Source organism: Lentisalinibacter orientalis, from assembly GCF_040706535.1.
Taxonomy (GTDB): Bacteria; Pseudomonadota; Gammaproteobacteria; order Steroidobacterales; family Woeseiaceae; genus Lentisalinibacter; species Lentisalinibacter orientalis.
Genome location: NZ_JAPDRJ010000002.1, coordinates 84708 through 105523 on the forward strand (window position 1 = coordinate 84708; position 20816 = coordinate 105523).

The 20816-nt window shown below is 61.9% G+C and carries 11 protein-coding genes, 2 tRNA genes and 2 rRNA genes; 6 read left to right on the forward strand and 9 right to left on the reverse strand.

What is annotated here, in order from left to right:
• Nucleotides 1–155: 155 nt before the first annotated feature.
• The gene (locus ACJMK0_RS10315) at nucleotides 156–1436 is read left to right on the forward strand and encodes a right-handed parallel beta-helix repeat-containing protein (RefSeq protein ID WP_405238098.1); all 1281 of its coding nucleotides are present in this window, start codon (nucleotides 156–158) and stop codon (nucleotides 1434–1436) included.
• Between the two features lie 88 nt (nucleotides 1437–1524).
• Nucleotides 1525–2751, forward strand: coding sequence for a Rid family hydrolase (locus tag ACJMK0_RS10320; protein ID WP_405238101.1), 1227 nt, complete (start codon nucleotides 1525–1527; stop codon nucleotides 2749–2751).
• A 153-nt stretch (nucleotides 2752–2904) separates the two neighbouring features.
• On the opposite strand, the gene ACJMK0_RS10325 is transcribed toward ACJMK0_RS10320, so the two are convergent.
• From ACJMK0_RS10325 to ACJMK0_RS10335, 3 genes are read right to left on the reverse strand one after another with little or no spacing between them, the layout of a single operon-like run.
• On the reverse strand, nucleotides 2905–4761 hold the full coding sequence (locus tag ACJMK0_RS10325; RefSeq protein WP_405238102.1) for an amidohydrolase: 1857 nt from the start codon (nucleotides 4759–4761) through the stop codon (nucleotides 2905–2907).
• 43 nt (nucleotides 4762–4804) lie between these two features.
• The gene (locus ACJMK0_RS10330) at nucleotides 4805–6562 is read right to left on the reverse strand and encodes an amidohydrolase (RefSeq protein ID WP_405238104.1); all 1758 of its coding nucleotides are present in this window, start codon (nucleotides 6560–6562) and stop codon (nucleotides 4805–4807) included.
• A gap of 22 nt (nucleotides 6563–6584) precedes the next feature.
• Nucleotides 6585–7391 (reverse strand): transporter, encoded by an 807-nt coding sequence (locus tag ACJMK0_RS10335; protein ID WP_405238106.1) that lies wholly within the window; start codon nucleotides 7389–7391, stop codon nucleotides 6585–6587.
• 41 nt (nucleotides 7392–7432) lie between these two features.
• Here ACJMK0_RS10335 and ACJMK0_RS10340 point away from each other — a divergent pair, with 41 nt between their 5' ends.
• Both ACJMK0_RS10340 and ACJMK0_RS10345 read left to right on the forward strand, forming a co-directional pair.
• Entirely contained in the window at nucleotides 7433–8254 is an 822-nt protein-coding gene (locus ACJMK0_RS10340) for a Crp/Fnr family transcriptional regulator (protein WP_405238108.1), read from the forward strand.
• Between the two features lie 93 nt (nucleotides 8255–8347).
• Entirely contained in the window at nucleotides 8348–9961 is a 1614-nt protein-coding gene (locus tag ACJMK0_RS10345) for a flavin-containing monooxygenase (protein ID WP_405238110.1), read from the forward strand.
• Between the two features lie 154 nt (nucleotides 9962–10115).
• Here the strand turns inward: ACJMK0_RS10345 and ACJMK0_RS10350 are convergent, their stop codons facing one another.
• Nucleotides 10116–10895: a VOC family protein gene (locus ACJMK0_RS10350; RefSeq protein ID WP_405238112.1), complete on the reverse strand. Its 780-nt coding sequence runs from the start codon at nucleotides 10893–10895 to the stop codon at nucleotides 10116–10118.
• A gap of 287 nt (nucleotides 10896–11182) precedes the next feature.
• On the opposite strand from ACJMK0_RS10350, the gene ACJMK0_RS10355 reads away from it, so the two are divergent.
• Nucleotides 11183–14269, forward strand: coding sequence for an efflux RND transporter permease subunit (locus ACJMK0_RS10355; RefSeq protein ID WP_405238114.1), 3087 nt, complete (start codon nucleotides 11183–11185; stop codon nucleotides 14267–14269).
• Nucleotides 14270–14298: 29 nt separating this feature from the next.
• The gene (locus tag ACJMK0_RS10360) at nucleotides 14299–15402 is read left to right on the forward strand and encodes an efflux RND transporter periplasmic adaptor subunit (RefSeq protein WP_405238116.1); all 1104 of its coding nucleotides are present in this window, start codon (nucleotides 14299–14301) and stop codon (nucleotides 15400–15402) included.
• A 9-nt stretch (nucleotides 15403–15411) separates the two neighbouring features.
• Here the strand turns inward: ACJMK0_RS10360 and ACJMK0_RS10365 are convergent, their stop codons facing one another.
• The 5 genes from ACJMK0_RS10365 to ACJMK0_RS10385 form a co-directional block, all read right to left on the reverse strand.
• Nucleotides 15412–16920: a winged helix-turn-helix domain-containing protein gene (locus ACJMK0_RS10365; RefSeq protein WP_405238118.1), complete on the reverse strand. Its 1509-nt coding sequence runs from the start codon at nucleotides 16918–16920 to the stop codon at nucleotides 15412–15414.
• Nucleotides 16921–17126: 206 nt separating this feature from the next.
• A 5S ribosomal RNA gene (rrf, locus tag ACJMK0_RS10370) occupies nucleotides 17127–17242 on the reverse strand.
• A gap of 105 nt (nucleotides 17243–17347) precedes the next feature.
• Nucleotides 17348–20242 (reverse strand): 23S ribosomal RNA (locus ACJMK0_RS10375).
• A 318-nt stretch (nucleotides 20243–20560) separates the two neighbouring features.
• Nucleotides 20561–20636: transfer RNA gene (locus tag ACJMK0_RS10380), tRNA-Ala, on the reverse strand.
• A 76-nt stretch (nucleotides 20637–20712) separates the two neighbouring features.
• Nucleotides 20713–20789: transfer RNA gene (locus ACJMK0_RS10385), tRNA-Ile, on the reverse strand.
• Nucleotides 20790–20816 lie beyond the last annotated feature (27 nt).

The following is a 20816-nucleotide window of genomic DNA, read 5'->3' on the forward strand; positions in this document are numbered from 1 at the left end:
CTTGCGCGGACAACCGCGGCGTCCTGCAACGATCCGGCACGGCCCGGGGCTCGGTCTTCTTAGACAATTCTCCGTATGGGTGTACAATCTTTCGACGGCTGTGCTGAACCGCCTGGATGAAGGCAGCGGCCGAATGTCCTCGGGGGAGAAAAACGATGATAAAGAACACTTTGAGCGCCGTCCTGGGCGTTGCCCTTCTGACAACCGCTCTCTCGGCGCAAGCGGCAGTGCACCGCGTGTATCCCGGAGAATCCATACAGGGTGCCATCGACGTAGCGGCGCCGGGCGACACCATCCTTGTCGAGCCGGGCGTCTACCAGAACGAGAACACGGGACCCGACGACAAGTACGGCCTGCACATCACCACGCCCAACCTGCGCCTGATCGGCAAGGTCAGGAAAGGCCGGGGTGACGCCGGCAAAGTGATCGTGCGCTACAAGGACGACGGCGACGGCAACAACCGGACCGGTCAGCAGACGGGTATTTACGCAGCACCCGCGGGCTGCGATTACGACTGGAACGTCGAGCAATGCGAGGAAGTGCTGGGCCCGGGTTTCGAACACCTCAAGGGCGTCTACATCCGCGGCTTCACCGTCGAAGGTTTTCCGGTGAACGGAATTCAGACACGCTGGGTGGACGATTTCGAGTTCGTCAGGAACGAATCGGTCAACAACCTGAACAACGGCATTTATCCGACCCTGTCTGCGAATGGGCTGGTGCGGAACAACGTCTCCTACGGCTCCCTCGATACAGCCATGTGGGTGGCAGGCTCCGAGAACGTTCGCGTCATCGGCAACGAACTGTTCGGCAGTGTGATCGGTTTCGAAATCACCGTCTCGAACAATGTCGAGGTGACACAGAACCGGATTTACGACAACACGGTCGGGGTGGGCCTGTTCCATCCCAATGGTGCCGGGAACCCGCCACTGCCCGAAATGAAGAACTGGGTGATCGAGCACAACGATATATTCGCCAACAATCGTCCGAACGAGGCGCCGCCAGGCACCTTCCAGGCCGACCTGCCCTCCGGGGCCGGCGTACTGGTACTGGGCGTGAGCGACCACGTGATCGGCAAGAACAAGATCGAGGATAACGACTATGTGGGCATCGCCGTCCTGGGATGGTGTTCCGCCCTATTCGGTACCCCGCGTCAATGTACTCCCGAGAACCTGGGCCAACTGCGTGGCCCGCCCCAGGCCGACAACAACCGGATCGAGCAGAATTTCGTGCGCGGCAACGGCACCGGCCCGAACCCGCCGATTCCGTTCCTGGCGGAAGACATCGTCTACTTCCACATCGCCGAGACTCCCGCGAATGAGGCTTTCGCTTTCTTCGAACTGCCCGGCACCGGCAACTGCTTCGAGAAGAACAAGCCCAGGGACTACACGTACTTCTCTTCTCAGTGGGACGGAGAACTCCCGACCGACGGGTGTTAGCGCGACCGGAACGGGACCGACACCGACGATACGCATGGCCGCGCAAGCGGCCATGCCGTTTCTGAGCTCCGCCTCAAGCTTCTGACTTATGGCATCATCGCGAATCGTTGCGACGGGAGCCGACGGCCGGCGCTGCCTCGTCAACATACGCCGTGTAGACGGCCGGAACGCCCGGGAGATCCACTTCAGCTGCCAGCCTTCCGCCGCCGGCGGAGAGCCGGAGACCCAGGCGGCGGCCGTCTATCACACCATTCTCGAGACTCTCGGTGCCGAAGGAGCGAGCTACGGCGCCGTGGTTTCCGAATGGGTGTTTCTCAGGAATGCGCAAGCGGATCTGCACATCTGTCGCAGGGCGCGTGATCGGGTACTGACCGAGAATGGTAGCCCGGACCATCAACCGGCGATCACCTGCGTGGAACAACCCCCACTGGACGCTGATGCCGCTCTCGCGATTCTGGTTCACGCCGTTATCCCGAAAACGGACGAGGAAAGAGCCGTCCATGGCAGGACTCTGTCGCCTGCTACGGCTTGCCAATGCCCGGAGTGCTCGCTTTCACGCGGCTACCTGTTTCCGGTCGGCGCCGAGCACCGCCTGCAGACCGGCAACCTTTACGGCTACGGCGCCGACGCCTATCGGCAGACGCATTCGCTTTTCGAGCTTGCGGAGGATCTGCTGGAACGAGCCGGAATGGCTTTCAGCGACGTCACACGCACCTGGATCTACCTGAGCGAGATGAACCGTGATTATCCGGATCTGAATCGTGCCCGGCGCGAGTTCTTCCGGTCGCGCCGCATCGATCCCTCACCCGCGAGCACCGGCATCGGCGCCGGACTGGCGGCGCCGGGACACGATATCTCCCTGGCCTTCTCCGCCTTGCAGGCTGACGCCTTGCCCCCACGCGCGGTGATGACCACGCCGACGCTGAACGAGGCTCCCGTCTATGGCGCGGATTTCTCACGCGGCATGCGCATCGAGGACTCGAACAAAATAGGCCTGCTGGTGTCCGGGACCGCGAGCCTCGACGAGACGGGCGCGACGGTGCACGTGGGTGACTTCGACGCGCAGGCCCATCGCATGCTCGTCAACGTGGCTGCGCTTCTCGAGGGTCAGGGGGCGACGTTCGGTGACGTCGTCTCGGCGATCACCTATGTGAAAGACCCCGCAAATGCCGACCGCCTGCGGGAGAAGTTCCGCGAGTCCGGCTTCGAGGGGTTTCCGAATGTGCTGGTCGAGGCCGTGGTCTGCCGCCCCGAACTGCTGTGCGAGACGGAAGTGCTGGCGGTATTACGCCGCCCACATCCTGGCCAAGGATAGGATGCGCAGGACCGGCGGGGCAGTGCCGGCACGAGAGATGCGCATCCGTGCGCGGGCCGGTCCGGCCACAGACCGGCTGTTCCAGTATTTCTGTAGGGCCTTCAGGCCCGACCGAGCATCGGGCCTGAAGGCCCTCCTACAGGTGTCTCGATATCAGTGCGGGGCGGCACCCGTGATGGCGTGGTAGAGCATGTTCAGCCCCGGGTTGAAGCAGCCGTCGCCGTGGACGTGCTCCTTGCCGGGAACCAGTTGTTGGTGCGGTTCGTCATGCAGGGTGATGCCGAACAGTGCCGGAGAAACGCGGGACGCGGCCTGCTGCGGGCGCTCGTAGATCGTCTCGTCCTCCTTGATGGTCTCGAGCACCACCAGGTCGTCGAGCTGATCCTCCGCAACGGTCAGCGGATTGTCCGACAGGATCACGAAGTCGGCCAGTTTCCCCGGCGTGATACTGCCCTTGTGGCTCTCCTCGAAGTGCTGCCAGGCCGGCCAGATCGTCAGGGCCTTGAGGGCAGTCTCTACCGGCACCCGGTGTATCGCGCCCAGTATGTCGCCGGTCCTCGACCGGCGCGTAACCGTGGACGAGAGGATGCGCATGGAATCGGGTAATGCAACGGGCGCGTCGTGATGGCTGCCGAACATCATGCCTCGCTCGAGCACCCAGCCGGTCGGCGAGATGTTCTCGGCGCGCTCGGGACCGAGCACCGACTCCCGGTGCCAGTCGCCCCAGTAGAAGGTGTGCATCGGAAACAGGGAGGGGAAGATGCCGAGTTCGTCCAGTTCGGCTACCTGATCCTTCCTGAGCGTCTGGCCGTGGACCAGAACGGGTCGATTGCTTACCGCCGGGTACTTCTGCCGTGCCGCGCGCACGGCGTTAATGAACTGGTCGATGGCCGCATCGCCGTTGGCATGACACAGGAGCTGCCAGCCGTTGGCGAAGGCCTTCTCCACGGCCTCGTCAACCGTCTCTTCGGTGATCGCGGCGTAGCCCCGATAGTCCGCCGGCTGGCCTTCCGGCACGACGAAATAAGGCTCGGACAGGAAGGCCGTCTTGCCCTGGGGTGATCCGTCGATGGTCAGCTTGGCGCCACCGATGCGAAACCGGTTCGTGTACTGCATGGACGGCCGGATGTCGTCCACCTCCAGGATGTCCGGGTACGTAACCAGGTCCACCATCAGACCGCCCTTGTCCGCCACGCGGCGCATGGCATCGACGGACGTCTGCATGGCGCGGCCTTCCTGCACGGTGGTATAGCCGTAGGAGGCGGCGAGCTTCGTGCCCTCGACGACCAGCGCCTCGTTGATGGTGTCGTCGAACCGAGCGGCGAGCTTCGAGATCAGATAGAAGAACGCATATTCCTCCAGCACGCCGTTCGGCTGCTTCGATCCGGCCTCCCGGCGGAAGGCGCCACCCTCGGGGTCCTTGGTCGCGGCCGTGACACCAGCCAGCTCGAGCGCCTTCGTGTTGGCGACGCCGAGGTGCCCGGACTGGTGAATGATCAGCACCGGATACTCGGTGGACACCGCATCCAGCTCCTGCCGGGTGGGATGCCGCTGCTCGGCGAGCTGGGAGTCGTCATAGCCGAAGCCTGCGATCCAGCCGACCCGCTCGACGGCACCCTGGTTCTGATCCGTCCAGTCGGTCAGCAGCTTCTGCAGGGCCGGGATGTCGCTGCCGACACCGTCCGGCGGCGGCAGGAGATTCGCCGTAGAGGCCTGCAGCCCGATCATATACGCGTGGCCGTGGGAGTCGACGAACCCGGGCAGCATGGTTCGGCCCGCGAGATCCACCCGGCGGGTATCTTCTCCCGCCGTATCGAGAACCTCCGCCTCGCTGCCCACCGCGAGAATACGGCCGTCGCGCACGGCAACGGCCTCGGCGGCCGGCCTCGCATCGTCGACCGTGATGATCGTACCGTTGTGATAGATCGTGTCCGCGGGTTCGGCGGCAAATACGGCGAAGGACGCAAAAGCCCCGATCGCGACTGCCGTACCCTTGATCATTCGTGTCATGCTCGGCTCCTGGTCAATGCATCAATTTTCGGTTTGCCGTCCATCATTCGGCCCTGAAGACCGTACGGCCGTCCTTGATGGTCTCGATCACGCGGATGTCCTTGATCACCATCGGATCCACGGTCATCGGATTGCCGTCGAGGATCACCAGGTCGGCGGCTTTTCCGGGCTCGAGCGAGCCCTTGCTGCCCTGCTCGCCATACTGCTCGGCCGCCCATACCGTCATCGCCTTGAGCCCTTCCAGCGGCGTGATCCTCTGGCCGAGCCCGATCTCGTCACCGGCACGCGAGATGCGGTTGACCGCCGACCAGAGCATGAACATCTGATCGAGGGGTACGACGGGTGCATCGGTGTGGTTCGTCGGGCGCAAGCCTGCGTCGATCGCGTCGCGTAGCGGGCTGATGTAATGCGCCTGCTCCGTGCCGCGGTTTTCGATGTGCGCCTCTGCGAAATAGTAAGTGTGCAGGGCGTAGAACGATGGCCTGATCTGGTACTCGACGAAGGCGTCTATCTGGTCGCGGCGGGTGAACTGGGCGTGGATGGCCGTGACGTTGCGGTACCGGCTCGGATCGTCGGCCGCCGCGAACTCATGTGCCACGATCAGGGAGTCGATGGCCGCATCTCCATTGACGTGGAAAGTCACTGGTACACCGAGTTCATAGACCTTCTTCAGGCCCCGGTTTATGGCCTCCTGCGGCGCGAACAGCTCCCCTTTCCAGCTGTCCTCGCCGCTCGGGCCACCCGTCAGGTAAGGCGTCGTGAATGCCGCGGTGCGGCCTTGCGGAGAGCCGTCGATGGTGATCTTGACGCCGCCGATCTTCAATCGATTCCGGTATTCACCCCACTGCTCGATCGGGAACTCCGCGAGCGTCTTGTCCACGTCGGTGATGAACGGGAACACGACGACATCGATGCTGTGGGCGCCGGCATCCGCCGCGCGCCTGATCGCCTCGAGCTGATGCAGGTGCGTGGCGCCTTCCTGAGCCGTGGTGATACCGGCGGCGGCGTACATGCGGTGCGCAGCTCTGGTGCCCGCGATCTCCTCGTCCGGCGTCAGCGGCGGTGTCTGCTCGAAAACCGGGAGGAAGGCGGTTTCCATGATCAGCCCCCAGGGTTCGCTCGTCCCCGGTTTGCGGACGATCACGCCGCCCGGCGGCGTTTCGGTGTCGGCTTCGATGCCGTACTGCTCGAGCGCGAGACTGTTCAGCACGGCGCCGTGCATGGAGATGTGATCGACGCGAACCGGGTTGTCCGGAAAGGCGGCATCCAGGTCGTCACGGTTGAGCAGGCGTCCGTCCGGCATGACCGTGTCGTCGTATCCGTACGCCATGATCATCTGCCCCGCCGGGATCTCACGCTCCCGGGCGAAACGCTCGAGCGCGGCGACGATGCTATCGACGTCCGCGCCCGGCCCTGCCGGCGGCGGATACAGATTGACCTGATCGGCCAGGAGCAGCGCATTGAAGTAGTGGCTGTGGCTGTCGATGAAGCCGGGCGACACGGTGCGACCCTGCAGGTGGACCACTGTCGTCGCATCGGTACGGTGCGTGAATACCGCATCTTCAGTGCCTGCGGCGAGAATACGTCCGCCTGCCACCGCCAGGGCTTCGGCGATCGTGTCGTCGTCATCCAGTGTCAGGATGTCGCCGCCGTGATAGATCACCTCGGCGGCTGCAACCGCCGCCTCACCGGTGGCAGCTTCCTGCGTTTGACCGCAGGCCGTGAGGCCTGCCGTACCGATTGTTGCAACCAGCGCAATTAGTGCGGGCCTCAGCAATTCAGGCACATCGGAAATGCTCATCACTCTCTTCATCTGCAAGGAATCACTTCGGGAATAACAGCGTGAACACGATCCGCGCGCCCCAGCCGTCCGGGCCGGTCTCGGGGCTGTCCACGTAGTACCGTATGCCGCCGCCGATGCTCACGAGTTGATCGCCGATCTTCGTCACCTTCGACGCGACGCCGATGATCGGGAGGGTCCACTGTTCGCCCTCCCAGTCGTAGGTGCTCTCGGTCTGCAGCGTGAAGGTCCAGGCGTTGGGCGTAGTGTAGGAGACGAACGGTTGCAGGAAGGTGGCATTGATGTCACTGCGATCGTCATCGCCAGCGAACGAGACGAGATGATTGACGAGCCCCCCGTACGTCCACGGACCCTGTTGACGCAGCGCCACCGCCGTCGGGCCGATGGCCCACTTGTCCGCGCCGAGCAGTTCGTCCGTCGCCGTCGGCAGCAGAAGAGCCGGACCGACGCCCCAGATCCAGCCGCCGGCGGTCGGCTCGACGGGCGAGAAGAAGGCACTCTGTACGATGTCGCCCAGTCCGCTCTGCCCGCCTGCGCCGGGGAAGATGTCGTCCTGGTCGATCAGCGGCACGATGGTGCGCGAGATGAGGTTCCAGTCCTCGTTCAGCGACACCGGGATCACAGGCTGCACGTTGAGAAATGAGCGTGTGCCATCATCGAGCGAACCTATGTTCTGGTCGTAGTTCCACTGGAAGGGCACGCTGATCAGTGCGGCCACCGGGTTCGCCAGCTGCTTGGCGAGTTCCTCCTCGCTTTGCTGGGCTTCAGCCGTCGTTGCCAGGGCGAGAGCGGTTGCCATCGTCGCGATTAGTAAGAGACAGCGATCCATGAGATTCCTTTTCTTTGTGGCTGTTATTGATGGCGCAGAGGATGCGACGAGGCGCCGCCTCCCGGCGTCTGGTCATTTGGCCGACGGCCAACTATCATCAGGCCGGTCAGCACAATGACGGCTATGGACAATTGCGGATGGACCCGGGGGAGGAGATCGATTCCATCGACGCGGCCCGGGAGATCCTGCGCCGCCGAGGCTGGCTCAAGGATATGCCACCCGTGCTTCGGGAGAAACTGCTCGTCCGCTGCCGGCTACTGCCGCCGTTCGAGCGCGGGCAGTACCTGCTTCGCTTCGGCGACAAGCCGGATGGCATCTATGGGATTGTTTCGGGTGGTTTCTCTTTTCAGATAGCACCGCATGAACAGGGCCCGCAGACCGTGCACCTGTATCGGTCGGGAGCCTGGGTCGGCGAGCTCGCTTATATCCTGGACACGACGCGCGCGACGTGGATCATGGCGACCCGTCGGGGCTGCGCGGTCTGTTTGCCCAGGTCGGACTTGCAGGCACTGACGGCAGCGGAACCGGAACTCTGGCGCTGGATCGCGCTGTGTCTCGCCCACAACACCCGGATCGCAATATCCGCCATCGACGACATGACCATCCGCTCGCCCCGACGCAGGCTGGCCGCCATCTTGCTTCGCCTGGCAGGTCTGCGCCCTGATCCGGAACAGGAGCACGCATCGAGTCTCGAACTCGACCTGACGCAAGCCGATCTCGCTTCGCTGTCGAACATGTCCCGCACGGTCGTCGGCGAGAACCTGGGGCAGCTCGAAGATCACGGTTTCCTCGAGTGCGGCTACGGGGTGATCAGGCTGATCGACCCGGCGGGGCTCAGCGCATGGCTGCGGGATATGACCTGAAGCGGGCGGGTGAGCGGGTCGCTTGGCGCTCGACGGAACCTCGAATCCTTGCAACCAATCGCGTCGGAGTGAAGAAATCGCCGAAGGATTTTCGTGTGGGCGGACTCTAACGTAATAAGTCGCTCCATCGAGCTTCAGGGGATCTCCGTCATTACGATAAAAGGATCAGATCAACCGGCCGCAAGTAACGCACTGGCGGCCGGTAACAACCCGGACGAAACACAGTATTTCGAGACCCTGATCATCGGCACCGGGTTTTCCGGGTTGCTGGCGGCGATCCGTTTACAGAAAAAGGGTTTCACCGATTTTGTCCTGCTGGAACGAAGCGCCGAGTTGGGTGGAACCTGGCAGGTGAACTCCTATCCAGGGGCGGAGGTGGATATTCCAACGTCCCTCTATTCGATTTCTTTTATTCCCTACCCGTTCAACAAAACCTTTGCGCCGCAAAGTGAGTTACTTGCATACACGCGGCATATCATCGATACGTTCGGACTGGCAAAAAAAGCCAGAACACAGCAGGCGGTTACAACGCTTCGCTATGACGAGAACGCCTGCCTGTGGCATGCAGAGACCGGATCAGGCGAAAGCTTCAGCGCTCGCTTTGTCATCGACACCAGCGGTGTGCTGGCGAACCCGCATATCCCCCGTATTCCGGGTGCGGGGAGCTTTGACGGCCCCATGTTTCATGCCGGGAACTGGGATCATGCGGTCTCTTATGCCCAGAAGCGCATCGGCATCATCGGTTCCGGATGTTCGGCGGCGCAGATCGTTCCTGCCATTGCCGACAAGGTTTCCCGATTAACCCTGTTCATGGGCAAGGCGCAGTGGATACTTCCGCGTTCGGACCGGCATTACACTGCCGCAGGGCGATACATTCGAACGCTGCCGGGCATCCGGCACCTGATCCGCGGGTTCGTTTTTATTCTGTATGACGTCAGGTTCATCGCCTTTCGGCGCTATCCGGGAACCATGAGCATCAGTCGGCTCATGAAAGCTTATTACCGGAGAAGGCTGAGGCGGCATCTCGAAAAACACATTCGGGACGACGATTTGCGTCGGCACATGATGCCCGATTACGAATTGGGCTGCAGGCGGGTCATTCCGACCAATGACTATCTGCCCGCCCTGGCCCGTGAGAATGTCGATGTCAATATCAGCGGCATCGAGTGCATCACGCCCACAGGCATTCGAACAAGGGACGGCCGGGAAATAGGCCTGGATGTCATCGTTTTCGCCACGGGATATTACGCTTATTCCGACATGAAGCGGGCGCTGACCTTCCAGGTCTATGGCCGGGGCGGCCGCCACCTCAACAGCGAGTGGGAAAAGGAGGCGGTCTCATACAAGGGCATCACCGTTTCCGGTTACCCCAACTATTTCAAGGTGAACGGTCCGAACACCGGTACCGGTCACAGCTCACAAATGTCCTACATGGAGGCTGCGACGGGCTATATCGTGCAGGCCATTAGTGCTGTGAAACGCAATCCGGATATCAAGGCGATCGATGCCAGGCGCGATCTTCAGGATGCCTACGTTGCCAGGATGAGAGCAAAGATGCAGAAGACAGTCTGGCAGAACGCCACATGCACCGCTTTCTACCGAAAAAACATGACCGGGGAGGTCACCAGTCTTTCACCGGAATCATTGACCGGTTTTATCCTCTCGCGCAGTTGGTTCCGGTTGGGCGATTATCGGCTGATAAGCTGAATTGCCGCGCACGCGCGGCGAGCGGAAATCTCGCCGCCGCCTTCTACCGCTTCCAACTCTGATTACTGCGAGGCAGGCCGGACCAAGCAGCGGCGGCCATCGACGCCCTGACGCCCCAGCCGAAGAAATTGCAGGCGGGTGCCCTGATGCGCTGCTAGCCCTTCAGCTGCAACATGTAGAAATGCGCACCCTGGTCGTCCTGCACGACGGTCAGGCGTCCGACCGGGGTCTCGAACGGATCGGCGTGCACGGTGCCGCCGAGTTTCCTGACCTTCGCCACCCGGGCATCGACGTCGTCTACCGCGAAGTAGACGCTCCAGTGTGAAGGCATGTCGCCCCACTGCTCGTTCATCTGCAGGAAGCCGCCGTTGGTCCGGTCGCCGTTGCAGATCAGGTAGTAGGTGGTCGGCGCATCGTCATTGAGCGTGTAATCCCAGCCGAATACGCCATGGTAGAACTCCCGGGCGCCGTCGATGTCGCGGACGGCGAGTTCGTTCCAGCAGAACGCGCCGGGCTCATTGCACTTGGCGGCACCCCTGTGCTCCAGGGGCTGCCAGAGGCTGAGCGCGGCGCCCTCCCGATCCGTGACGACAGCCATGTGGCCGGCATCGAATACCTGCGTCGGCGGCATGGCGACCTTGCCGCCATGCGCCTTGACGCGGCCCACCGTGTCGCCCAGATCGGCGACCGTGACATAGCTCGACCACACGCCGGGCACGCCCTGCTGCTGCATCTCGTCGGGCATCTGGTCGAGACCGGCGACCTCGTCGCCGTCATGCGTGAACATGACGTAGGGCGGGCCACCCTGTGTGTCCTGCTCCTCGGCGGTCCAGTCGAACAATGCGCCGTAGAAGCGTCTGGCCGTCGCGACGTCCTTCGCCATCAGGTCCACCCAGCTGAAGGTGCCGGGTGAGTAGGAATCGAAGCGTGTCATAGCCTCTCCCCCCAAGTCGTCATTCTTGTGGTTCCCCGATCAGTTTGCCTGCGAGCGAGCTACAGCGCCAGGCAAACCGGTCTGGATCTTACACCGTAGGAGCGGCTTTAGCCGCGATTCGCATCGGGCCTGAAGGCCCTCCTGCATTCAAAAAAACAATGACTTGAAGCGATTCTTAAGCGGGATTTCGGGAGCTTTCCGGATATTTCGGTCCGGCTTCAGGACCGTTCGCGCGGCGATGCGGATGATGAGCTGCACATTCATCACGCCCACGCGGGAATTGCGCCATGAACCTGTTCAAGCTCTCTCACGCCAACCCCGTCGCCACCGTCGTCGTGTTCCTGATTGTCGGGATCATGGGGGTCGCTGCCCTGATCAACCTGCCCGTACAGCTCACGCCCAACCTCGAGCGGCCCAGGATCACCATCCTCAATTTCTGGCGCTCGGCTGCGCCCGCCGAAATGGAGGCCGAACTGGTCGAGCCACAGGAGGAGGTGCTCGAGACGATCGTCGGCCTGGAGAGCATTAAATCGTCGGTACGCGCGGGCATGAGTATCACCGTGCTGTCTTTCCAGGTGGGTACGGACATGCAGATGAAGCTCATGGACGTGATCAACGCCATGAACCAGGCCCCGCCCCGGCCGCGCGACGCCGAGGAGCCGATGATCAGTCTCGGGGGCCTGGAGCAACCGCTGGCCACGCTGCTGATCCGCAAGACGGCCGATGGCGCCGACGGCGATTTCACCGGCGATCAGGAGCTCATCCGCCAGACTGTCGCGCCGGCGCTTCGCACCATTCCGGGCGTGACCAGCGTGGAGCTCAACAGCTTCCGCGAGTCGCAACTCGAGATCGTGTTCGATCCCTATCGCATGGCCGCACTGGGGTTGCAGCTCGACGCCCTGCTCGCCCGCATCCAGGGCGCCGGCGACGTCTCGGGCGGCTTCGCCTCGGTGGGGCGACGCGAGTACACCGTGCGTTTCGCCGGCCAGTATCTGTCCGACGAGTGGGCGCAGATGATCGTGGCCTACAACGAGGGGCGGCCGGTGCGACTGGGCGAGATCGCCGAAATCCGCCAGGGCCACGAACCGATGAGAGGCTTCGCTTATCGCAACGGGGATCCGGCCTTCTACATCCAGCTGTTCGCGGCCTCCAATGCCAACACGGTCGACATCATGACGGCGCTCAGGAAGCGCGTCGCCGAGGTCAACGAAAACCACCTGCTCGATGCCGACCTGGAGCTGACCCTCAGCTTCGACTCGTCCGAGCACATCAAACGCGCTGTCGCGCTGGTGCAGGGTAACCTGGGACTGGGTATCGCGCTGGCCATGGGGCTGCTTTATGCCATGTTGCGCGGCTGGCGCGCTACGGTGCTGATCGCGCTGACCATTCCGGTCTCACTGCTGTCGGCGCTGCTGGTGCTCGACCTCCTCGGTCGCAGCCTCAACATCATCTCGCTGGCCGGCCTCGCCTTTTCCGTCGGCCTGGTGCTGGATGCCGCGATCGTCGTGCAGGAAAACATCGTCCGCCTGCTGCAGCACGGCGAGCCTCTGAAGAAGGCGGTGGTGAAGGGTACGGTCGAGGTGGCACCGGCACTGTTCGCCTCTACGCTGACGACGGTGGCGATCTTCACGCCCATTGTGTTCATGCAGGGGGTGGAAGGGCAGCTGTTCTTCGACCTGGCAGTGAGCATGGCCGTGGCGGTGTGCGCCTCCATGCTGGGCGCCTTCTTCCTTGTACCGGTGGTCGCGGGCATCTTTCTTACGCGCGAGTCCGACGGCGGGCAGCCGCCACGCTTCTGGTATCGCCTGGCGCATCATTATCTGTCGCTGGTCGGCAATGACCGCCGGGCGCTTCTCTGGCTGCTCGTGCTCGGACCCGGGGCCGCGATGGTGATCTGGGCACTGACGCCCGAGACCGACTTCCTGCCCGAGGCAAAGTGGGAAGGCATCATGGCCGTCTTCGCCGTGCCGCCGGGGGCCAGCTACGAGACGCTGGAGAACGAGATTGGCCGCACGCTGATGCGGCGGCTCGAGCCGTATCGCAGCGGCGATAAATCTCCGGCGATCCGCGCCTACAACCTGGCCATGAGCGAAGGCGGCAAGATTCTGTTCGTCTATCCGGAAGACCCGCGCGAGGTGCAGGAGCTGCTCCATGTGCTGCGCACGGAAATCCTTGCCGACCTGCCGGGCACGAGCGGGTTTCCGTTCCAGGCCTCATTGCTGAGCATCAACGTGGGCGGCAGCCGTTCGATCTACCTGAACTTCAATGGCGAGCTCGACGACGCCTCGCGCCAGGTTGCCGCCCAGACCATGCAGCGCATCCGGAGCGAGATAGCCGGTGCGGGTCTGCGTCCGCTGCCGAATCTGAATGCCGCACAGCCGCAGCTCGTACTGACGCCCGACGACCATGCGGTGGCACAAGCCGGTCTCGACCGCAGCCAGGTGGCGAAAATGGTTCGAGCGGCCACCGGCGGGCTGTACCTGGGTGAGCAGTTCGACGGCAGCCGCCGCCAGAACATCATCCTCAAGGCGCCGCGCTGGAACTCCCCGGAGCAGCTCCAGGCCGTCCCCATGGCCACGCCGCTATCAGGCGTGCAGACGCTGGGGCAACTCACCCGTGCCGAGCGCCGGACAGGCCCGACCCAGCTTCGCCGCTACAACGGCGAGCGCACCTTCACCATCGCCATCACGCCGCCTTCTGACATGTCGCTGCAGGTCGCACTGGAAAAGCTCCGGCCGATCATGGCCGATGCCCAGGCACAGGTCAGTCCCGGGATTCACCTCATGCTCGCAGGCGGCTCCGATGACCTGGCTGACACCATCGAGACGATGACCTGGAACTTCGCCTTTGCCGCGCTGGTGCTGTTCCTGCTCATGACCGCGCTCTTCCGTTCCGCGCTCGACAGTGCGCTCGTGCTGGCCTCAATGCCGATGGCGCTGGCCGGCGGCGTGCTTGGCCTGCGCGCGCTCAACCTGTTCGCCTTCCAGTCCCTGGACCTGCTGACCATGATCGGCTTCGTGATCCTGATGGGCCTGGTGGTCAACAACGCCATCCTGCTGATTGACCGCGTCCGGCGCGGAAACGCCGAGGGGCTGTCGAGGGAGGAGGCCATCCGGATGGCCGTGGAGACGCGGGTTCGCCCGATCTGGATGAGCACGCTCACTTCCGTGGTCGGCATGCTGCCGCTGGTGCTGGTGCCCGGCGTGGGCAGCGAAATCTACCGTGGCCTGGCCGTGGTGATTGTGGGAGGCATGCTTACCAGCACACTGTTTACCGTCGTCTTCATGGCCGCGGCACTGCGGCTGATGGCGCGGCTGCGCGATTTCCGCGCCGGCAGCCCTGCTTCATCCGAATCCGCCATCCAGGCGTCCTGACAACCGCCCTCGAGAAAGGAATACTGATCATGAATACGCTCAATCGCTACAAGAATGCCGTTTGGCTCGCCATGGTGGCCGGTGCGCTGCTGCCCAGCCCCGTCCTGGCCGCTGATCATCCGGTGGTCTCCGTGGTGTCGGTCGAATCCGACCGAATCAGTCCGAGCCTGATGGTCACCGGCACAGTGCAGAGTCGCTCCGACTCTTCGGTTTCGGCCGGCATCGCCGGCTCGCTCACCTGGGTGGCCGAGCCCGGTACGCGGGTCGTGCAAGGCGAGCCGGTCGCCCGACTGGACGATCGTCCCTTCGAACTGAACCTGCGCGAACTGAAGGCGCGCCTGAACAAGAAGCACATCGAGATTCGCCGGCTCGAGCAGGATCTCCAGCGCTATCGCAGGCTGCAGCAGCAGCACTCGATCTCGGCGCGCGAGGTCGACGCGCTCGAAGCCGACCTGGGCATGGCCCGCTCGGACGCCGAGCTGTTGGAGGTCGAGATCGACCGCGCCCGCGACGACCTGGCCAGGACCCTCATCGTCGCGCCTTTCGACGGCATGGTGACCCAGCGCTTCCAGCAGCGAGGCGAAAGCGTTTCGGCCACGCAGCCGGTGGCGCACGTGGTCAGTACCGAGACGCTCGAGATCCGTTTCCATGGCCCACTGGTGCACAGCGACCTGCCGACTGCGATCGGACGCCTGCGCGTGCACTGGGGATCGGGCAGCGCCGAGATGACCGTGCGGGCCACGGTGCCGGTCAGCGATGAGCAGTCGCAGAGTTTTGTGGGCTACCTGGCCGTGCCGCCTTCGATGGCGTCGCAGTTCCGCATCGGCCAGCTGATCAGCGTGGCCGTCCCCACGGCTCTGCCGTCAGAACAGTTTATCGTACCCCGCGATGCCCTGGTGCTGGGTGAAAAACACATTCGGGTTTTCGTGCTCGACGCGGAGGGCAAGGTGCTTGCGGTACCGGTCGAGGTGGGCGCGGACCATGGTGATTCCGTCGCCGTCGAGGGCTCGCTGGCCGCCGGCCAGCAGGTGGTCGTGCGCGGCGCGGAGTCGATTCGCAGCGGCGACCAGGTCACGGTGCTCTCGTCGGAGGAATTCCCGGTCACCACCCTGGTCAGCCAAGAAGCGTCCTGATGCGTGTTTCTATTCGCTGTTCGTGGGATCCGCTGCCCGCTGCGGCAGGCGATTCAGCAACTCGGCGAAGCGCGGATCATTGCGGAGAGGCAGGTAGTGGGGATCGACGTTGACCAGCAGGATCTGGGGCTGGCGTTCATCGACGGCCTCGTTGAGCCAGCGGAAGGCCTCGCCGGGGCGGCCGGCCACCACGGCGTAGCGCGCCCAGCTGATTGGCGGAATGTAATGACCGATGTTGCGTTTTGGACGATCGTCGAGCAGCTGGCCGAACAGGGCCGGCATGCCACGCTGACGGTAAAGCTCGGTGTATTCGGCGATCTTCTCCTCGGCCACGTTTGCCTCTCGCATGAGGAGCACGAGTTGGTCGAAAGCCATCTCGTCGTCGCCGAGCAGCAGGCCGAGGCGATGCAGCATTCTGCGGTAGGATTCCGAGTCCGGTTCGCTGTTCATGAGGCGCCGGGTCTCGGCGAGGGCGCGCTCCAGCTCTCCGTTCATGGTGTAGACGAAGGTCATGTTGACGAAGCGATACCACGCGGGATCGATCTCGCGCAGATGCTGAAGGATCGCTTCGGATCGTTCGAACTCACCCAGGGAAAGCAGGAACTCGCTGTAGGCCAGGTAACTTCCCGGCTCGTCCGGATCGAACTCGATGGCGCGCAGATACGCGTGCTCGGCGGCCTGAAGGTCCCAGTCCGCCAGCCAGTGCAGTTCTGCCTTGCGCAGCCAGGCGCGGGCATTGTCGGGGTCGACTTCGAGTACGTGGTCGAGCAGGGCGTGAACTTCGTCGGCGTACAGTTCGATATCGAGATGGCCGGTCAGCCCGCTCAGGTCCAGCTTGGCCTCAGCAATACCGAGGTAGGCTCCGATCGCGCCGGGGTGCTCCTCGAGCACGGCTCTGAAGTCGGCGATAGCCTGGCGCAGGACTTCGGGGCGCTCGCTGCCGAGCCGCTCCCCGGCCCTTTCGAGTAACTGGCCTACTTCCGCGCTCCGGCTCTCCGCGGTCGTCGGCTCCCGGAGCCGCGCCGGCGTGTCTTCGCGGCTTAGCCACCAGCCGCCAATGGCGGCGCCCAGCAAGCCGATGGCGACCAGACCGGACCACGGCCACCAGCCCGCTCTCGGTCGCGCTGACCGCAGAGAGTTTTCCGTTCCTGTGGAAACACGCCGCGTTTCAGGCAGCCAGATATAGCCCGTACCGGTCACGGTCCGGATGTACTTTGGCGCACCGGCACGATCGCCCAGTGCACGCCTGAGCTTGCTGACCGCCACCGACAGGCTGTCCTCGTTGACGATGCGCCCCGGCCAGATTTCCTCCATCAGCCAGGTCTTGGTCAGCACCTGTCCGGGCCGGCGGCAGAACGCCCGGAGCAGGTCCGAGACCTTCTGCTCGAGAATCACGTCATGATCACCCAGGCGCAGCCGGCCCTCCAGCGGTGCGAAGACGGCGTTATCGAAACGGTATAGGTACGGGCGCTGCATTGGCGGAATCGGAAAGGCATCGGAGCCGATCAGATGATCCATGGATGATCAATGATAGTCCAGTCGGGAGCAGAAGCGGCCGCACTCGCCCGCCCGATCCAGACAAGGCATGAGCCTGGGCGACCCCGTATCGCTCGAAAAGGGGACCGCATTCGTACTGCGAGCCGTCCAAGCCGACGATCGGGCCTGACAGCTCACCCAAAACAAAAAGGCCGCCCCGTTTCCGGGGCGGCCTTCCTGAATATAAAGCCTGGCGGTGACCTACTCTCACATGGGGAGACCCCACACTACCATCGGCGCTGAGCGTTTTCACTTCTGAGTTCGGGATGGGATCAGGTGGTTCCCGCTCGCTATTGCCGCCAGGCAAACCGGTTGGGGTGAGGCATACCTCACCCCCAATAGGGTTAACAATCTGGAAAGTTTTGACGTCAGAGTGTCGCTTAGCGTCGCGAAAACGCTTTGGTGTTATATGGCCAAGCCTCACGAGCAATTAGTACTGGTTAGCTTCATTCATTACTGAACTTCCACACCCAGCCTATCAACCTCGTAGTCTTCGAGGGCTCTTCAGGGACCTCGAGGGTCCAGGGAAACCTAATCTTGAAGGGGGCTTCCCGCTTAGATGCTTTCAGCGGTTATCCCGTCCGCACATAGCTACCCGGCAGTGCCACTGGCGTGACAACCGGAACACCAGAGGTGCGTCCACTCCGGTCCTCTCGTACTAGGAGCAGCTCTTCTCAAGTTTCCAACGCCCACGGCAGATAGGGACCGAACTGTCTCACGACGTTCTAAACCCAGCTCGCGTACCACTTTAAATGGCGAACAGCCATACCCTTGGGACCTGCTACAGCCCCAGGATGTGATGAGCCGACATCGAGGTGCCAAACTCCTCCGTCGATGTGGACTCTTGGGAGGAATCAGCCTGTTATCCCCGGAGTACCTTTTATCCGTTGAGCGATGGCCCTTCCATACAGAACCACCGGATCACTAAGACCTGCTTTCGCACCTGCTCGACTTGTCTGTCTCGCAGTCAAGCACCCTTATGCCTTTATACGCAACGTGCGATGTCCGACCGCACTGAGGGTACCTTTGTACTCCTCCGTTACTCTTTGGGAGGAGACCGCCCCAGTCAAACTACCCACCATACACTGTTCCCGACCCGGATAACGGGCCTGGGTTAGAACTTCAAACATGCCAGGGTGGTATTTCAAGGTTGGCTCCACGCAGACTGGCGTCCACGCTTCAAAGCCTCCCACCTATCCTACACAAGCAGGTTCAAAATTCAGTGTAAAGCTGTAGTAAAGGTTCACGGGGTCTTTCCGTCTAGCCGCGGGTACACTGCATCTTCACAGCGATTTCAATTTCACTGAGTCTCGGGTGGAGACAGTGTGGCCATCGTTACGCCATTCGTGCAGGTCGGAACTTACCCGACAAGGAATTTCGCTACCTTAGGACCGTTATAGTTACGGCCGCCGTTTACCGGGGCTTCGATCAAGAGCTTCGCTTACGCTAACCCCATCAATTAACCTTCCGGCACCGGGCAGGCGTCACACCCTATACTTCCTCTTTCGAGTTTGCAGAGTGCTGTGTTTTTAATAAACAGTCGCAGCCACCTGGTCACTGCGACCCCCACCAGCTCAGAGAGCAAGTCTCATCACCAACAGGGGCGTACCTTCTCCCGAAGTTACGGTACCAATTTGCCTAGTTCCTTCACCCGAGTTCTCTCAAGCGCCTTAGGATTCTCTCCTCACCCACCTGTGTCGGTTTACGGTACGGTCAACTGTCACCTGAAGCTTAGAGGCTTTTCCTGGAAGCATGGCATCAATCACTTCGCTCCACATAGGGAGCTCGTCATCACATCTCGGAATTGTGTCCCCGGATTTGCCTAAGGACACTTCCTACTTGCTTAAACCGGCAACCAACAGCCGGCTGACCTAGCCTTCTCCGTCCCCCCATCGCAGTAACAGCCGGTTCAGGAATTTTAACCTGATTCCCATCGACTACACCTTTCGGTCTCGCCTTAGGGGCCGACTCACCCTGCGCCGATTAGCGTTGCGCAGGAAACCTTGGGTTTTCGGCGTGCGGGTTTTTCACCCGCATTATCGTTACTCATGTCAGCATTCGCACTTCTGATACCTCCAGCATGCCTCGCGACACACCTTCACAGGCTTACAGAACGCTCCTCTACCACGCATGCAAGCATGCGTCCGCAGCTTCGGTGTACAGCTTGAGCCCCGTTAAATCTTCCGCGCGGGCCGACTAGACCAGTGAGCTATTACGCTTTCTTTAAAGGGTGGCTGCTTCTAAGCCAACCTCCTGGCTGTCTTCGCCTTCCCACATCGTTTCCCACTTAGCTGTAACTTGGGGACCTTAGCTGGCGGTCTGGGTTGTTTCCCTCTCCACGACGGACGTTAGCACCCGCCGTGTGTCTCCCGTGATTGCACTTCCTGGTATTCGGAGTTTGCATCGGTTTGGTAAGCCGGGATGGCCCCCTAGCCGAAACAGTGCTCTACCCCCAGGAGTGAGACACGAGGCGCTACCTAAATAGCTTTCGAGGAGAACCAGCTATCTCCGAGCTTGATTAGCCTTTCACTCCTATCCACAGCTCATCCGATAATTTTTCAACATTACCCGGTTCGGGCCTCCAGCAGGTATTACCCTACCTTCACCCTGGCCATGGATAGATCGCCCGGTTTCGGGTCTGCTCCCAGCGACTGAATCGCCCTGTTCGGACTCGGTTTCCCTACGCCTCCCCTAGGTGGTTAAGCTTGCCACTGAAAACAACTCGCTGACCCATTATACAAAAGGTACGCCGTCACCCCCGAAGGGGCTCCGACTGCTTGTACGCACACGGTTTCAGGTTCTATTTCACTCCCCTCTCCGGGGTTCTTTTCGCCTTTCCCTCACGGTACTGGTTCACTATCGGTCGGTAGGGAGTATTTAGCCTTGGAGGATGGTCCCCCCATGTTCAGACAAGGTTTCTCGTGCCCCGTCCTACTCTTCGTTACCCCCTTGTATCACCTTTCGCATACAGGGCTATCACCTTCTATGGCCGACCTTTCCAGATCGTTCCGCTAGGATCCACAAGTTGATGGTAACTGGGCTGTTCCCCGTTCGCTCGCCGCTACTGAGGGAATCTCGGTTGATTTCTCTTCCTCTGGTTACTTAGATGTTTCAGTTCACCAGGTTCGCCTTCTGCACCTATGTATTCAGCACAGAATACTCCGCAAGCGGAGTGGGTTGCCCCATTCGGAAATCCCCGGGTCGAAGCTAGTTTGTCAGCTCGCCGAGGCTTATCGCAGACTACCACGTCCTTCATCGCCTCCTACCGCCTAGGCATCCACCGTGTGCGCTTAGTCGCTTGACCATATAACCCAAAGCGTTCTCACTCGGACAAAAGTCCTGCGTGACAACCCTTCGATCGGGCGGGGCCTCACCTGCTCCATCACCTTTTGCAAAGCAGAGCGGGCTCGACCCCAGGCTCGTCTGACAGGCGGTAGAAGATTACCGGTCTGCCTCAGAGCCGTGTCCTTGCGACGCGAATGCGACACTCTAAAAAACTGAGTCCGAAGACTCAGCCTAGACGTCAAAACTTATCCAGATTGTTAAAGAGCAAAAACATCAAAAGAAAGCTCTGATGCTTTCGTTTGGTGTCTTCGTACAGGCAACAGGGCCACCGGTTGGATGGTGGAGCCAGGCGGGATCGAACCGCCGACCTCCTGCGTGCAAAGCAGGCGCTCTCCCAGCTGAGCTATGGCCCCTTTTCAAATGTTCATGGATCGGGCCTGAAGGCCCTCCTACATGCACATCGGGGCTGAAGCCCCTCCTACGTGGAGATGGTGGGTCTGGGAAGATTTGAACTTCCGACCTCACCCTTATCAGGGGTGCGCTCTAACCAACTGAGCTACAGACCCGGAGTCCACGAAGCGCCCGGGCTCTCT

Excerpts from the sequence above, each read along its gene's own strand:
- ACJMK0_RS10365 (WP_405238118.1), bottom strand. The coding sequence starts at position 16,920 with ATGGATCATCTGATCGGCTCCGATGCCTTTCCGATTCCGCCAATGCAG.
- ACJMK0_RS10325 (WP_405238102.1), bottom strand. The coding sequence starts at position 4,761 with ATGACACGAATGATCAAGGGTACGGCAGTCGCGATCGGGGCTTTTGCG.
- ACJMK0_RS10320 (WP_405238101.1), top strand. The coding sequence starts at position 1,525 with ATGGCATCATCGCGAATCGTTGCGACGGGAGCCGACGGCCGGCGCTGC.
- ACJMK0_RS10315 (WP_405238098.1), top strand. The coding sequence starts at position 156 with ATGATAAAGAACACTTTGAGCGCCGTCCTGGGCGTTGCCCTTCTGACA.
- ACJMK0_RS10330 (WP_405238104.1), bottom strand. The coding sequence starts at position 6,562 with ATGAGCATTTCCGATGTGCCTGAATTGCTGAGGCCCGCACTAATTGCG.
- ACJMK0_RS10340 (WP_405238108.1), top strand. The coding sequence starts at position 7,433 with ATGCGACGAGGCGCCGCCTCCCGGCGTCTGGTCATTTGGCCGACGGCC.
- ACJMK0_RS10355 (WP_405238114.1), top strand. The coding sequence starts at position 11,183 with ATGAACCTGTTCAAGCTCTCTCACGCCAACCCCGTCGCCACCGTCGTC.
- ACJMK0_RS10335 (WP_405238106.1), bottom strand. The coding sequence starts at position 7,391 with ATGGATCGCTGTCTCTTACTAATCGCGACGATGGCAACCGCTCTCGCC.
- ACJMK0_RS10360 (WP_405238116.1), top strand. The coding sequence starts at position 14,299 with ATGAATACGCTCAATCGCTACAAGAATGCCGTTTGGCTCGCCATGGTG.
- ACJMK0_RS10350 (WP_405238112.1), bottom strand. The coding sequence starts at position 10,895 with ATGACACGCTTCGATTCCTACTCACCCGGCACCTTCAGCTGGGTGGAC.